This is a genomic window from Arcobacter sp. L (assembly GCF_000284235.1).
Taxonomy (GTDB): Bacteria; Campylobacterota; Campylobacteria; order Campylobacterales; family Arcobacteraceae; genus Aliarcobacter; species Aliarcobacter defluvii.
The window spans coordinates 2575902-2589965 of sequence record NC_017192.1; the positions used below are offsets into that span (position 1 = coordinate 2575902).

Genomic DNA, 14064 nt, shown 5'->3' on the forward strand with positions numbered 1-14064 from the left:
AATAAGGACAAAAACTTTATGATATTTTCAAAAATAGATTTTATAAATTTATTGCCTTTTCATATTTTTATAAAAAAGACTATTAAATCATCTCAATTAAAATCAATAATAGAATATAAAAAATCTTATCCTTCATATATTAGTAATAAATTTAAAAAAAGAAAAGTAGATAGTGCGTTTATTTCTTCAATTGCATCAAGAAATGAGAAATTTTTAGATTTTGGAATTGTTGCACGAAATGAAGTTTTATCTGTTCTTTTAATTCCAGGAATTGAAGCAAAAGATTATCAATCAAAAACTTCAAATGCACTTGCAGATGTTTTAAATTTAAAAGGTGAAGTAATTATTGGAGATAAAGCTTTAAAGTTTTATCACGATAACCCAAATAGTTTAAAATTAGATTTAGCCAAAGAGTGGCAAAAAAAATATAATCTTCCCTTTGTATTTGCTGTTTTATGTTATAACAAACATGAAAAAAGATTAAAAAAATTGACAAAAAATTTCAATAAAAAATATATAAAAATACCTCAATACATTTTAGAACAATATTCAAAAAGAAGTGGTGTATCAAAAGAAAATATTTTAAAATACTTAGAAAAAATCGACTATGATTTGGGTTATAAAGAAAAACGAGCTTTAAAACTTTTTCTAAATTTAACTAAAGAAAAAAGGATATAAATGACATTATTTGATTCTCTAATTTTGGGAATAATTGAAGGTATAACAGAATTTTTACCAATATCTTCAACTGGACATTTGATTGTTGCAAGTGAATTTTTAGGTTTAGAACAAACAAATATAAATAAAGCTTTTGAAGTAATCATTCAATTTGCTGCAATATTAGCAGTTATTCTAAGCTATCCATCAAAATTTACATTTTCACATATAAATTTATGGACAAAAGTTTTAATTGCTTTTTTACCTATTGCAATTATTGGTTTTATTTTTTCAAAACAAGTCAAAGAATTATTTTCTATAGAAATCGTTGCATGGATGTTTATCATAGGAGGAATTGTATTTTTAATTGTTGAAAAATTCTATGATGAAAAAGCAACTCACACTTTAGATGTTGAGAATATTACATATAAACAAGCAACTTGGATTGGATTTGCGCAAATATTTGCATTAATTCCAGGAACTTCTAGAGCTGGTTCAAGTATCATTGGAGCTATGCTTGTTGGATTAAATAGGAAAACAAGTGCTGAATTTTCTTTTTTACTCGCCTTTCCAGTTATGTGCGCAACAACAGCCTATGATTTATTAAAACATCATGATGAAATTTTAGTTGGAGGAAATTTTTTAAATTTAGCAACTGGATTTGTTGTATCTTTTATTATTGCATTTCTTGCAATAAAACTATTTCTAAAATTCCTTGAAAACTTTACATTTGTTGCTTTTGGAATTTATAGAATAGTTTTTGGAATCTTACTTCTTATTATTTTCTAAAATAATATTTACTATTAAAGCAATAGCATTTGGACTTATAGAACTTATAAGTTCAATGCTAATTTTATGAATATCTGATTTTAAAACCTCAAAAAAATACTCTTCACTCAATTCATCTTCTCTTTGTAAAAAACACAAACCTTTATCTTTTAAAAACTTTGCATTATAATATTGATGATCACCTGCTGCATGTTTATAAGGTATAAAAAAAGTTGGTAATGAATTTGCACATAATTCCCAAAGAGTTGAAGCTCCTGCCCTACTTACTGCAAAATCAGCTTTTGACATTTTTGAAGGTATTTCTTTTGAGAAATCAAAAACATCAGCATTTATATTTAATTTTTCATACTCTTTTTTTACTCTTTCAAAATCACTTTTCCCTGTTTGATGAATAATACTAATTCCCATTTCATTAAGTTTAGGAGCAACTTTTAAAGCGAAATCATTTATACAAATAGCTCCTTGTGAACCACCAAAAAAAGCTATTGTTTTAATTTTTTCTCTAACTCTTGCACAATTAAAAAATTCATTTGATACAGGATAGTCTCTAACTAAAGAATTTTCATCAAAAGATGAAAAAATCTCAGTTGCAAATTTTGATGTAATTTGATTTAATTTACCCATTTTAGAATTTTGTTCATGAATATATAATTTACAATTCATTTTTAAAATTGAAGCAAAAGTTGCAGCAGCAGCAGAAAATCCTCCAACACTAATAACTGTTTTAATTTTGTATTTTGAATACAAACTCAAACAATATAATGTTTTTGAAAAAATATTAAATAAAGAGATAAATTTACCAAAACCTTTTTTATTTACTACGCCTTTAGTATCTAAAAAAATTGCTTTTTTTAATCTTCTATCATGTTCAAACCAAGCTTTATCTTGACCATTAGAGGAACCAATAAAAATTACATTTATTCCTCTATTATGAAACTCTTCAATAAAAGCATCTGCAACTTTTAAATGCCCACCTGTTCCACCACCAGTAACAACAACTGTTTCAATCATTTAATTTTTACCTTTTTCTTAACATCTTCATCTTTTACTACTCTACTAATAGATAATACTAATCCCATGGATACCGCCATTGCAAGCATTGATGAACCTCCATAAGATAAAAATGGAACAGCAATACCTTTTATTGGTATCATTCCAGAAATTCCATAAGAATTTATCAAAAATGCAATAATAATCATTAATGCGATTCCAAGAGTAAATAGATGATAAATTGGATTTTCAACTCTTCGACTTATTCTGAAAATTCTCCAAATAACAATAAATAAAATAGTTGTAAAAGCCATCAATCCAAATAATCCAACCTCTTCTGTTATTCCAGCAAGAACAAAGTCTGTATGAACTTCAGATAAAAAACCAACTTTAATATCACCCAATGCAACTCCTTGACCAAAAAAACCACCATTATGAATAGCATTTAATGAGTGAGAAACTTGATATGGTTCAGGTAATTCATCAATTCTAAGATATGGTTCTGCCCAAGAAGGTAAAACAGATAGAATTCCATCTTGAACCATTGCCCACCAAGAATGAATTCTTTTAATTCTATGAGGTGCTGCAATAATTAAACCTACTAATCCAACTAAGGCTATTGCACCTAATGCTAAGAAAATTTTAAAAGATCTATTTGCAAAAATCAATAAAACAACTAAAATTAATCCAAGAAGAACAACTTGTCCTAAATCTTTTTGTAAAAATGCAATTATAAAAACAACTACAAAAAAAGTTAAAAAATACGGAGCAAGAAGTAATACTTCATCTTTTAATCCAATCTTTTTGGGTTGAAATATAACTTTTCTATGAAAAGACCAAGATAGAAAATAAATAAATCCTATTTTAAAAAACTCAACAGGAGACAAAGAAAAACCAGGAAGCCTAATCCATCTATTAGCTCCTCCTGATGCTGTAACTAATGCTGCTGGCAAAAATGGCATTGCTAACATTAATAAAAAAAACACTATAAATAGTGTCATCCCAACTTTTTCTATCAATTTATCGGGATCTTTCATAGAAAAATACCACATTATAAAAATAGAAACTATTCCAACTAATCCTTGTCTTATAAAAAAATGGAATTGGTCATAACCAAAAAATTCTACAGTATATATTGTTAAAGAATATGAGAAAATTATACTTATTATTATCAATAATGACACTAATATAAACAATGTATAATCGGCTTCTGTATTATTCAAATTATTATTAATTGATTTAATCTTACTTTTGTTAAAATTCATTTCTCATTATATAATAATATGGATAAATATGTCTTCAAATAAAATTGAAAAAGTCGATAAAACAAAAAAAATAGTTATTCTATTTTTACTAATTTTCTTATTCTTAACTATTCTTATGATTTCTGTTTTTAGAACGATAACTGAAAAGAGACATTTACCTTCACTCAAAGGTGAAAAAAATGAACTTGCAGTAAGAGGTGATATTATAAGTGCAGATAACTTTAAAATTGCATCATCTAAAAAACTTTATAAAGCTGCAATAGATACAAGACATCTTGATCCTACAAAAGAAGAGTTATTTCTTAGGTTATTTTCAATTTATAGTAATATTGATTATAAAATATTAAAAGATAGATTAGATGAAGGGAAAAAAAGTCCTGGAAATTTAGTTTTATCTTATGGAATAGATTCAAGATCGGCAAAAAATCTAAAAGAATTAGCTTTTAAACTTGTTCAGCTAGATGTATTCATTAGCCGTCAAGTAAATGGAAGCAAAATATTAAGAGGTTTGACCATTAGTGAAAGTGGTGAAAAAAGAACTTTTTCATATAATGATACTTTAACACCTGTAGTTGGATATATTTCAAAGTATGAATCAGAATTTGGGAAAACTAAAGTTAATGGAATTAAAGGTTTAGAAAAACATTATAATAAAGTTTTAAATCAATCAAAAGATGGTGTTTTACAAGGTGATAGAGATGTATTATCTTATATATCTTTTGATAAAAATTCTATCATTAGAAAACGAATTGATGGCGCTACATTAAATCTAAATATTCCATTAAAATTACAAAAAAACAATGAAACAACTTTAGATTTATATAAAGAAAAATTAGGTGCTGATGAAATTATTGTTGCAATAATGGAAAATAAAACAGGAAAAATCCTAACAATGGCTTCATCAAACAGATTCAATCCAGAAAAAATTAGAAAAGAAGATATAGGTTCGTTAAATGTTAATGCAGTAGAATATCAATTTGAACCAGGTTCTGTTGTAAAACCTCTTTCTATATCTATTGCAATGGATAAAGGATTAATTAAAAAAAATGAAAATTTTCCTGCATATAATACAAATGGAGGAAAAGGTTCATATAAAATTGGAAGATTTAATATAAAAGATGACCATAAATTTGATAAGCATTATTTAACATTAGATGAGATAGTTATGTTTTCTTCTAATATAGGAACTTTACAAATTGCTCAAAGATTAACAGGTCCTGAATTTTTTGAAGGTATGAAAAGATTTGGTTTTACAAGAAAAACAGGAATTGATTTGCCATATGAAAAAAAAGGTGTAATGCCAAAGGTTTGGCAATTTTCTGCTGGAGATAAAGAAAAAAAAGATAATGTTTTTAAAGCAACAGTTTCTTTTGGACAAGGTATGACAGCAACTTTTATTCAACTTTTAAAAGCTTATTCTGTATTTAATAATGATGGAGAAATGATTACCCCAAGAATAGTATCTTCACTTACTTATGATAATAATAAATATAAACCATATGATGATAAAGCAGAAAAAATACTATCAAAAGAAACTGCTGATGCAATGAAGAAGATGCTAATAAAAACAGTAACTGATGGAACAGGAAGAGCAGCAAAAATTGATGGTTTAGAAATTGGTGGGAAAACAGGTACAGCACAAATTGCAAGAGGTGGGAAATATCTTAAAAAATATATATCTTCATTTTTTGGATTTGTAAATGATGAAAAAGGAAACTCATATACAATTGGTGTAACTGTTATTAATCCGATTTCAACAGGAACACATTGGTATTATTATTATGCTTCTTGGTCAGCTGTACCTGTATTTAAAGAAATCATACAAAACCTAGTTAAATTAAACTATTTATCACCTAAAGAAGGTATAATTCCAGAAAAATAATAAAGGTTAATAATGTTTGGATTCAAAAAAGAATTAAAAGAATACAATTATTCAAAAGAAGAATTATCAAAATTTAATTATGCAAAAATTACAACTGAAAAAGGTGTAATTTGGGTAAAACTTTTTAATGAAGAAACACCTATAGCAGTTTCAAATTTTTCAACTTTAGCTAATGATGGTTTTTATAATGGATTAAATTTTCACAGAGTAATTCCAGGATTTATGGCTCAAGGTGGTTGTCCAGAAGGTTCTGGAATGGGTGGACCAGGATGGTCTATAAAATGTGAAATTGATGCACCAAAACAAATACATAATAGAGGTTCTTTATCTATGGCTCATGCAGGTAGAAACACAGGAGGAAGTCAATTTTTTATATGTTTTGTTCCTTGCCCTCATTTAAATAATCATCATACAGTATTTGGTGGAATTGAAGAAAATGATTCTGATAGCTTCGCAACACTTGATGCAATCAAACAAAATGATAAAATTGTTTCTATTGAAATTTTTGAGAAAAGAAATTAATAACTACTTTGATTTGTAAAGAAGAAGGGGGAGGAATGAATAATTTCTTCCCTTTTTTTATGTAAAAATATAAAAATATAAAAGACCTCCAAATAATAAATAAATCCCTAAAAAGTATAATAAGTAATAATTCAATAAAAAAGTACTCCTAAAAGAAGAAATGCCCTTCTAAGCTAAATATAGTTCATCTAGAACTAAATAAAATAAAATCTAAAAAATAATGCATTGTAAAATAAATAAAATGGAAATAACTATTATGTAATGAGGAAATAAACAAACCAAATAAAAGGATAAAAACCAACAAAGGATGAAGAGAGGGAGAGGATAGAGGGGCAAAAAAAAAGCTTTTGCTAAGAAGAACTGTAAAGAAGTTCAAATTAGTAAAAGCTTGGTAAATAAAAAACTCAAGAGCTGGCAGCGGCCTACGTTTCCACCAGGGGACCCGGCAGTATTATCGGCGATGAAGTGCTTGACTTCCAGGTTCGGAATGGGACTGGGTATTTCCACTTCTCTATAGCCACCAGCAAAGTTGAGTGAAAAAAGTAAGAAGAAACATAAAGAAAGATTCAATATGTAAATACTCTTTACACTCAACTCATAAAGGAGTTAAGAAAAAATAATGTTAAAGTCTTTTCACAATATATATTAAATATAAGAAATATATTTAATAAGATAGTAAACCAAAGAATTGTTTAAAATAAGCCAAACGTTCTATTAGTACTGGTCAGCTAAACGCCTTACAACGCTTACACATCCAGCCTATCAACCAGCTAGTCTTGCTGGGAACTTCAGGGAAAGTTAATCTTAGAGTTGGCTTCGAGCTTAGATGCTTTCAGCTCTTATCACATCCGTACGTAGCTACCCAACGATGCTCTTGGCAGAACAATTGGTACACCAGTGGTACGTTCATCCCGGTCCTCTCGTACTAGGGACAAATCTCTTCAACTTTCCTACGCCCACGGAAGATAGGGACCGAACTGTCTCACGACGTTCTGAACCCAGCTCGCGTACCGCTTTAAATGGCGAACAGCCATACCCTTGGGACCTACTTCAGCCCCAGGATGCGATGAGCCGACATCGAGGTGCCAAACCTCCCCGTCGATGTGAGCTCTTGGGGGAGATCAGCCTGTTATCCCCGGCGTACCTTTTATCCTTTGAGCGATGGCCCTTCCACACAGAACCACCGGATCACTATGACCGACTTTCGTCTCTGTTCGACTTGTATGTCTCACAGTCAAGCTAGTTTATGCCATTATACTCAACTGGCGATTTCCATCCGCCATGAACTAACCTTTGTAAGCCTCCGTTACTTTTTAGGAGGCGACCGCCCCAGTCAAACTACCCACCAGACATTGTCCTGATACAAGATAATTGTACGCAGTTAGTAACTCAAATATTCAAGGGTGGTATCTCAAGGATGGCTCCATATGTACTTGCGTCCATATATCATAGCCTCCCACCTATCCTGCACATGAATATCCAAGCTACAGTGTCAAGCTGTAGTAAAGGTGCACGGGGTCTTTCCGTCTTTCCGCGGGTAGGAGGAATTTTCACCTCCACTACAATTTCACTGGATCCCTGGTTGAGACAGCTCCCATCTCGTTACGCCATTCATGCAGGTCGGTATTTAACCGACAAGGAATTTCGCTACCTTAGGACCGTTATAGTTACGGCCGCCGTTTACTCGGGCTTCAATCAAATGCTTCGCTTGCGCTGACATCATCAGTTAACCTTCGAGCACCGGGCAGGCGTCACACCTTATACATCCACTTACGTGTTAGCAAAGTGCTGTGTTTTTGGTAAACAGTCGGGAGGGACTCTTTGTTGCAACCTCTATCGCTTTTTGGAGCAAGTCCATATACAATAGTAGGCACACCTTATACCGAAGATACGGTGCTAGTTTGCAGAGTTCCTTAACCAGGGTTCTTCCACGCGCCTTAGAATACTCATCCCACCCACCTGTGTCGGTTTACGGTACGGGCAACATATAATATACTTAGTGGCTTTTCTTGGCACGACAGTATCATCGATTCTCCATCTCCTCCGAAGAGTGTCAAGAGCCTGTAAGATCTCGGCCTAACGTTACCCGGATTTGCCTAAGTAACAGCCTACGTCCTTCGAGCCACTATTCCATCAGTGACCTCGATTAACTCTATGCGTCCCCACATCGCGCTTATATGTTGGTATTGAAATATTAATCAATTTGCCATCGTCTACCCCTTTCGGACTCGACTTAGGTCCCGACTAACCCTACGATGACGAGCATCGCGTAGGAAACCTTGGGTTTTCGGCGTTGAGGATTCTCACCTCAATTATCGCTACTCATGCCTGCATGCTCACTTCTATCCGCTCCAACGCTCCTTACCGGTACATCTTCTACGCTGAATAGAACGCTCTCCTACCACTCAATTAAAATTGAATCTAAAGCTTCGGTGTACATCTTAGCCCCGTTATATTTTCCGCGCAGAATCACTAGACCAGTGAGCTGTTACGCTTTCTTTAAAGGATGGCTGCTTCTAAGCCAACCTCCTGGTTGTCACAGTAACTCCACATCGTTTTCCACTTAGATGTAACTTAGGGACCTTAGCTGTTAGTCTGGGTTGTTCCCCTCTCGACGATTGATTTTATCACCCACCGCCTGACTCCTGTGATTCCACATATGGTATTCATAGTTTGATAGGGTTTGGTACCGCGGTAAGCAGCCCTAGCCCATTCAGTGCTCTACCCCCATATGCTACAACACAAGGCTATACCTAAATATATTTCGGAGAGAACCAGCTATCACGAAGTTTGATTGGCCTTTCACCCCTATCCACAAGTCATCCGGAGACTTTTCAACGCCTATCGGTTCGGTCCTCCACTGGCTCTTACACCAGCTTCAACCTGCTCATGGATAGATCACTTCGTTTCGGGTCTGCAGCATCTGACTAATTCGCCCTATTAAGACTCGCTTTCGCTACGGCTTCGTACTTGACTTAACCTTGCCAGATACCACAACTCGCAGGCTCATTATGCAAAAGGCAGTCCATCACCCTGATAAATCATAGGGCTCTGAATGATTGTAAGCTAATGGTTTCAGGTTCTATTTCACTCTCCTCGCTGGAGTACTTTTCACCTTTCCCTCACGGTACTTGTTCACTATCGATCTGTAAGTAGTATTTAGGATTGGAGGGTGGTCCCCCCAGTTTCAGTCAAAATATCACGTGTTCCGACCTACTCAGGATACCATTAGAGCTATTGAGAATTTAAATTACAGGAGTTTCACCTTCTATGCTACACTTTTCCAAGTATTTCATCTATCCTCTTTAGTCTCACATTATGGTCCTACAACCCCCAATGCAAGCATTGGGTTTGTCCTAATCCGCTTTCGCTCGCCGCTACTGACGGAATCTCGTTTGATTTCTCTTCCTCTGGCTACTGAGATGTTTCACTTCACCAGGTTAGCTCCCCGTAGGGTAATATATATCTCTATATACTGGGTTGCCCCATTCAGAAATCCCCGGATCAAAGCTCTTTGGCAGCTCCCCGAGGCTTATCGCAGCCTAATACGTCTTTCATCGCCTCTTACAGTCTAGGCATCCACCATTAGCCCTTAATAGCTTATTAATAAATAGAGTTAAACTCTATCGCTTTTTGATAATATTCTTTGGCTACTATCTTATTAAACATATTATTTAAAATATATCCAATAAAATAATGTTGTGTTCTATCTAATTTCTTAGATATGAAATTTTTTTTGTTTTAAATTATTTAACATTTCTGTTATCTAATTCTTACGAAAAAATTAAAGACTTTAACATTATATTTTTAAATATCATTTTGATTCGAAAATCAAATATAAATTCAATATCCTTTGAACTTATATTTAACTTCTTTATCACTCTATAAATTAATTATTACGCATTTACTCTTAATAGGTGGTGGAGAATAGCGGGATCGAACCGCTGACCTCCTGCGTGCAAAGCAGGCGCTCTCCCAGCTGAGCTAATTCCCCAACCTAAATTAATCTTTCTAGATTATTTAATGGTGGGCCTATCAGGACTTGAACCTGAGACCTCACGATTATCAGTCGAGCGCTCTAGCCAGCTGAGCTATAGGCCCCTTTTACTACCTATTTAAATAATCTTTATAAACCGAATATAAAAACTCTTTCTTTTTAGTTTTAAGTTAAGAATCGAATCTTAACTTAATTCTCTGAAAGGAGGTGATCCAACCGCAGGTTCTCCTACGGTTACCTTGTTACGACTTCACCCCAGTCGCTGAATCCACTGTGGAAGGTAGCTACTTTAGCATCCCCGCTTCGAATGAGTTCAACTCCCATGGTGTGACGGGCGGTGAGTACAAGACCCGGGAACGTATTCACCGTAGCATAGCTGATCTACGATTACTAGCGATTCCAACTTCATGTAGTCGAGTTGCAGACTACAATCCGAACTGGGAGATATTTTTGAGATTTGCTCCACATCACTGTATTGCTGCTCTTTGTATACCCCATTGTAGCACGTGTGTAGCCCTGGACGTAAGGGCCATGATGACTTGACGTCGTCCTCACCTTCCTCCTACTTGCGTAGGCAGTCTCATTAGAGTTCTCAGCCGAACTGTTAGCAACTAATGACGAGGGTTGCGCTCGTTGCGGGACTTAACCCAACATCTCACGACACGAGCTGACGACAGCCGTGCAGCACCTGTATATAAGTTTCTGCAAGCAGACACCAATCTATCTCTAGAAAGTTCTTACTATGTCAAGTCCAGGTAAGGTTCTTCGTGTATCGTCGAATTAAACCACATGCTCCACCGCTTGTGCGGGTCCCCGTCTATTCCTTTGAGTTTTAATCTTGCGACCGTACTCCCCAGGCGGTACACTTAATGTGTTAACTGCATTACTGCAAGGTCGAGCCTCACAACAACTAGTGTACATCGTTTAGGGCGTGGACTACCAGGGTATCTAATCCTGTTTGCTCCCCACGCTTTCGCGTCTCAGCGTCAATAATGTTCCAGTAGATCGCCTTCGCAATCGGTATTCCTTCTGATCTCTACGGATTTTACCCCTACACCAGAAATTCCATCTACCTCTCCCACATTCTAGGTATACAGTTTCAAAAGCAGTTCAATAGTTAAGCTATTGGATTTCACTTCTGACTTATATACCCGCCTACACGCTCTTTACGCCCAGTGATTCCGAGTAACGCTTGCACCCTCCGTATTACCGCGGCTGCTGGCACGGAGTTAGCCGGTGCTTATTCATATAGTACCGTCATTATCTTCCTATATAAAAGGAGTTTACGCACCGAAATGTGTCATCCTCCACGCGGCGTTGCTGCATCAGACTTTCGTCCATTGTGCAATATTCCCCACTGCTGCCTCCCGTAGGAGTCTGGACCGTGTCTCAGTTCCAGTGTGACTGATCATCCTCTCAAACCAGTTAGGCGTCATTGCCTTGGTGAGCCATTACCTCACCAACAAGCTGATACCATACAGACCCATCCTCTAGCACTAAAGCGTTTCCCTTGCATACTTATGTATTAAAGGCATATAGGGCATTAGCAGACGTTTCCATCTGTTATTCCTTTCTAGAGGGCAGGTTATCTATACATTACTCACCCGTGCGCCACTTAGCTGACAATTATAGCAAGCTATAATCCGTTCTCGTTCGACTTGCATGTGTTAAGCACGCCGCCAGCGTTCACTCTGAGCCAGGATCAAACTCTCCATAAATTATAGAGCTTTTGAAACTGACAAATTTTATAACTCTTCAATTACAAAATTATCACTCAAATTTTATAGACAAGTATTTGTTTTACCAAATTCTCTTGTTTTTATATTTTTATTTAACATTTATTCTTATTTTTAATCTAAACAAACATAGATTTTTATAAGAGTCTCATATTCGGTTTATAAAGATTACTTTACAAACGTTTATAATTATTTTTAAAGATCATTCCCTCTCGATTGAAGCGTCTCTCTTCTCACTTTTCGTTTGAAGCGTTCCAGTCAAATTGGACGGGAATTATAATAGATTTTTATTAGCTTGTCAATAGTATTTTGTATAAATTTTTATTTTTTTTATAATTTTTAAATTTTCACTATGTTTAAATTGTGTTTTAGTACTTTTTTCCATAAATATATCTCTATTTATTATTTATTTTTTCTAAATATCCACTTTTTGGATAAATTTTTATCTCTTTGCTATCATTATTTTTACTAATTAGTTTAATTATACATGGATTTTCAATTTCATATTCATTAAATTCATTTTCAAAAGCTGAAAGTTTTGAAAATATTTTTCCATCATTACCAAAAGATATTTGACCTAAAGACGATGTATTATTACAACTTACATTAACATCTTTTATATCAAATGTTTTTGTTAATAATGTATATTTACTATTTTTATCATTTTCTTCACAATAATTTGAACTATAAATATTTTTATTTGTTAATGGATCTTTTAATGTATCTTCAATACTAGGATGTCCTGTTTTATTTTTATCACTATATATTGTAAAATAAATACCATCTTCTGCTTCTCTGCATCTAAAGAATTTTATAGTCCATTTTTTTTTATGCCATAAAGAATCATTTTCATCATATTTGTCATCTAATAATGCTTTTAATCTTGTATATGATAAATAAAGAGTTAATCTATTTGTAATTTCATCAAGTTTATTGATTTTACTTTTGGGGATGAATTGTGTATATAAAAAAGATATTAATGTTAATACTATAATGATTTCTAAAAATGAAAAAGATTTTTTCATTTTATTTTTTTCAAATAAACAACAAAAAGTTCTCTTCCGTAATATTTTATTGTAATTTTCTCATCATAATTATAAAATTCTTTTGTTGATATATAATATTTATCGCCTTGATGAATATTGTAAAATCTCAATCTTAATAACAATTCATCGTTCTCACTTATTATTCCATCTATATTTCTTTTTTTCAATTCTTCTGATAATTCTTTTACAAAATGATATTGATAAACAAAGTGTTTTGTTGGATTTGGTAGAAACATATATAAAGGTTTATTTACAAAAGTTAACATTACATTTATAGTTAACATTAATATTATTGATATTGCTAAAATATTATATATTTTCCTAAATTCTCTTAGTCTAACTCTATATGAATGTAAAAATGTTTTTATCATTAAAGGAATAGAAATCACAACATAAGGCGCAAAATCCTCAATATAAACTTTTTGTCTAAAAGATATAATAATAGATAATAATAATGCTGTAAATGATATATACCAACTTAAACTCTTTTCATTTTTAATACCTGCTCTATAAATTGCATAAATAAAATATAAAAATAAAATAGGAGAAAAAATTGTTGCATAAACTGCAACGGTATCGACTAAAAATCCTTTTGGTTTTCCATCTGTTGAAAAACCATATATATACATTGAGATAATAAAGAATATTGAAGAAAAATACAATAATTTTTTATCTTTGTTTTTTATTGAGAAGAAAAACAATGCTAAATATAAAATTGCAAATGAATTATCAACAAAAAGGAAAAGAATCAATAATAAATATGATTGTTTATTATATTTCTGAAAGTAATATAAATATAAAAGTGTGCAAAATATAACTATTATGGCACTATTAACTAATAATGATGCACTTAAAACTCCAGGTAATAACATAAAAATGATAATTGATAATAATCTATCTTTTTCATTTTTAAAATAATTATCAGTTATCTTATACATTAAAATTACACTGAAAAAATAAAAAAGTATAAAAGGTAGTCTTAAAGCTATATCATTTTGACCAAAAAAATACATTGATGTATTTGTAATAATTGTTAAAATTGAATTATTTACAAATACATTTAAAGCTTCTTTATAAGAAATACTAAGAGATAAATCTGCTTTTATTAATAAAGTACAAATTAATATAATTAGAAAAGTATAAAAATAGTAGCTATATTTGTAATTAGCAATCATATCAA

The 14064-nt window shown here is 32.5% G+C and carries 8 protein-coding genes, 2 tRNA genes and 3 rRNA genes; 4 read left to right on the plus strand and 9 right to left on the minus strand.

The genetic code is table 11. The annotated features are described in order from the left end of the window. The first annotated feature begins 18 nt into the window (after nucleotides 1-18). Nucleotides 19-678 carry an MqnA/MqnD/SBP family protein gene (locus ABLL_RS12700; RefSeq protein WP_014475192.1) on the plus strand — a complete coding sequence of 220 codons (660 nt, stop codon included), beginning with the start codon at nucleotides 19-21 and terminating at the stop codon, nucleotides 676-678. Beyond that, nucleotides 679-1446, plus strand: coding sequence for an undecaprenyl-diphosphate phosphatase (locus ABLL_RS12705; protein WP_014475193.1), 768 nt, complete (start codon nucleotides 679-681; stop codon nucleotides 1444-1446). It begins immediately after the preceding gene. On the opposite strand, the gene murG is transcribed toward ABLL_RS12705, so the two are convergent. Together murG and ABLL_RS12715 are read right to left on the minus strand one after the other, a co-directional pair. Then, nucleotides 1426-2457 carry an undecaprenyldiphospho-muramoylpentapeptide beta-N-acetylglucosaminyltransferase gene (murG, locus tag ABLL_RS12710; protein WP_014475194.1) on the minus strand — a complete coding sequence of 344 codons (1032 nt, stop codon included), beginning with the start codon at nucleotides 2455-2457 and terminating at the stop codon, nucleotides 1426-1428. The genes ABLL_RS12705 and murG overlap by 21 nt on opposite strands. Then, entirely contained in the window at nucleotides 2454-3701 is a 1248-nt protein-coding gene (locus tag ABLL_RS12715; RefSeq protein ID WP_014475195.1) for an FtsW/RodA/SpoVE family cell cycle protein, read from the minus strand. Before ABLL_RS12715 ends, murG begins: the two co-directional genes overlap by 4 nt. A 28-nt stretch (nucleotides 3702-3729) precedes the next feature. Here ABLL_RS12715 and ABLL_RS12720 point away from each other — a divergent pair, with 28 nt between their 5' ends. Further along, nucleotides 3730-5583 carry a penicillin-binding protein 2 gene (locus ABLL_RS12720; protein ID WP_014475196.1) on the plus strand — a complete coding sequence of 618 codons (1854 nt, stop codon included), beginning with the start codon at nucleotides 3730-3732 and terminating at the stop codon, nucleotides 5581-5583. A gap of 12 nt (nucleotides 5584-5595) precedes the next feature. Next, nucleotides 5596-6105, plus strand: coding sequence for a peptidylprolyl isomerase (locus tag ABLL_RS12725; protein ID WP_014475197.1), 510 nt, complete (start codon nucleotides 5596-5598; stop codon nucleotides 6103-6105). Between the two features lie 409 nt (nucleotides 6106-6514). Here the strand turns inward: ABLL_RS12725 and rrf are convergent. The 7 genes from rrf to ABLL_RS12760 form a co-directional block, all read right to left on the minus strand. Further along, a 5S ribosomal RNA gene (gene rrf, locus ABLL_RS12730) occupies nucleotides 6515-6630 on the minus strand. A gap of 168 nt (nucleotides 6631-6798) precedes the next feature. Continuing rightward, nucleotides 6799-9711: ribosomal RNA gene (locus ABLL_RS12735) — 23S ribosomal RNA — on the minus strand. A 312-nt stretch (nucleotides 9712-10023) separates the two neighbouring features. Next, nucleotides 10024-10099, minus strand: a tRNA-Ala gene (locus ABLL_RS12740). Nucleotides 10100-10129: 30 nt separating this feature from the next. After that, nucleotides 10130-10206, minus strand: a tRNA-Ile gene (locus ABLL_RS12745). Nucleotides 10207-10302: 96 nt separating this feature from the next. Then, a 16S ribosomal RNA gene (locus ABLL_RS12750) occupies nucleotides 10303-11820 on the minus strand. The 16S, 23S and 5S rRNA genes sit together here with 2 tRNA genes alongside, the layout of an rRNA operon. Before the next feature lie 413 nt (nucleotides 11821-12233). Continuing rightward, nucleotides 12234-12863 carry a type II secretion system protein gene (locus tag ABLL_RS12755; RefSeq protein WP_014475198.1) on the minus strand — a complete coding sequence of 210 codons (630 nt, stop codon included), beginning with the start codon at nucleotides 12861-12863 and terminating at the stop codon, nucleotides 12234-12236. Then, on the minus strand, nucleotides 12860-14059 hold the full coding sequence (locus ABLL_RS12760; protein ID WP_014475199.1) for a glycosyltransferase family 39 protein: 1200 nt from the start codon (nucleotides 14057-14059) through the stop codon (nucleotides 12860-12862). The genes ABLL_RS12755 and ABLL_RS12760 overlap by 4 nt, the downstream gene beginning before the upstream one ends. Nucleotides 14060-14064: the final 5 nt, after the last annotated feature.

What these genes read in the sequence shown, in the direction of transcription:
- ABLL_RS12720 (WP_014475196.1), top strand. Translation starts at nt 3,730, where the DNA reads ATGTCTTCAAATAAAATTGAAAAAGTCGATAAAACAAAAAAAATAGTT.
- ABLL_RS12755 (WP_014475198.1), bottom strand. Translation starts at nt 12,863, where the DNA reads ATGAAAAAATCTTTTTCATTTTTAGAAATCATTATAGTATTAACATTA.
- ABLL_RS12705 (WP_014475193.1), top strand. Translation starts at nt 679, where the DNA reads ATGACATTATTTGATTCTCTAATTTTGGGAATAATTGAAGGTATAACA.
- ABLL_RS12760 (WP_014475199.1), bottom strand. Translation starts at nt 14,059, where the DNA reads ATGATTGCTAATTACAAATATAGCTACTATTTTTATACTTTTCTAATT.
- ABLL_RS12725 (WP_014475197.1), top strand. Translation starts at nt 5,596, where the DNA reads ATGTTTGGATTCAAAAAAGAATTAAAAGAATACAATTATTCAAAAGAA.
- murG (WP_014475194.1), bottom strand. Translation starts at nt 2,457, where the DNA reads ATGATTGAAACAGTTGTTGTTACTGGTGGTGGAACAGGTGGGCATTTA.
- ABLL_RS12700 (WP_014475192.1), top strand. Translation starts at nt 19, where the DNA reads ATGATATTTTCAAAAATAGATTTTATAAATTTATTGCCTTTTCATATT.
- ABLL_RS12715 (WP_014475195.1), bottom strand. Translation starts at nt 3,701, where the DNA reads ATGAATTTTAACAAAAGTAAGATTAAATCAATTAATAATAATTTGAAT.